Source organism: Leisingera aquaemixtae, assembly GCF_019801145.1.
Lineage (GTDB): Bacteria > Pseudomonadota > Alphaproteobacteria > Rhodobacterales > Rhodobacteraceae > Leisingera > Leisingera aquaemixtae_A.
The window spans coordinates 1-576 of the sequence record NZ_JAHVJQ010000048.1 but is presented as its reverse complement, the minus strand read 5'-3'; the positions used below and the strand labels follow the sequence as shown (position 1 = coordinate 576).

Genomic DNA, 576 nt, shown 5'->3' with positions numbered 1-576 from the left:
GCGCTGGCGACCGGCGCCTCCAGCTATACCGACATGTCGGACGAGGAATTCCAAAAAGCCTCCGACTTCCTGCGCCAGATCCACCCGAATGTGCGGTTCTACTGGTCCGATGCGGGCCAGCTGGATCAGGCGATTGCCTCGGGCGAGGTGCTGATGGGCTGGGGCTGGAACCAGTCGGAGCTGAACCTGATCTGGAACGAGACGCCGGCCAAGATGATGCGCGACGTGGACAAGGGCATCGCCACCTGGGTCTGCGGCTATGTGCATCTGAACTCTTCGACCCAGAGCGACGAGCAGGTCTATGACATGCTGAACGCGCTGAGCGCCGAGGCCAGCGGCAAATACATCATCGAGAACTGGGGCTATGCCCACGCCAATGCCGATGCCTTCAAATCCGCCGATCAGAGCCTGATCGAAACCTACGGCTTTGCCGATGTCGACAAGTTCTTCGAGGGCAGCCTGTTCTTTGATGCAGTCAACCCGGAACTGGAAGGCCGGATGCTGAAGGAATTCGAGCGCATCAAGGCCGGGTTCTGATCCCCGCAAGCGGCGGGCCCTGACGCCCGCCGCCCCGCC

The 576-nt window shown here is 61.8% G+C and carries 1 pseudogene; it reads left to right on the top strand.

The window, feature by feature from the left end:
* Nucleotides 1–537: pseudogene (locus tag KUW17_RS23235) on the top strand (extracellular solute-binding protein); the annotation flags it as partial.
* Nucleotides 538–576: the final 39 nt, after the last annotated feature.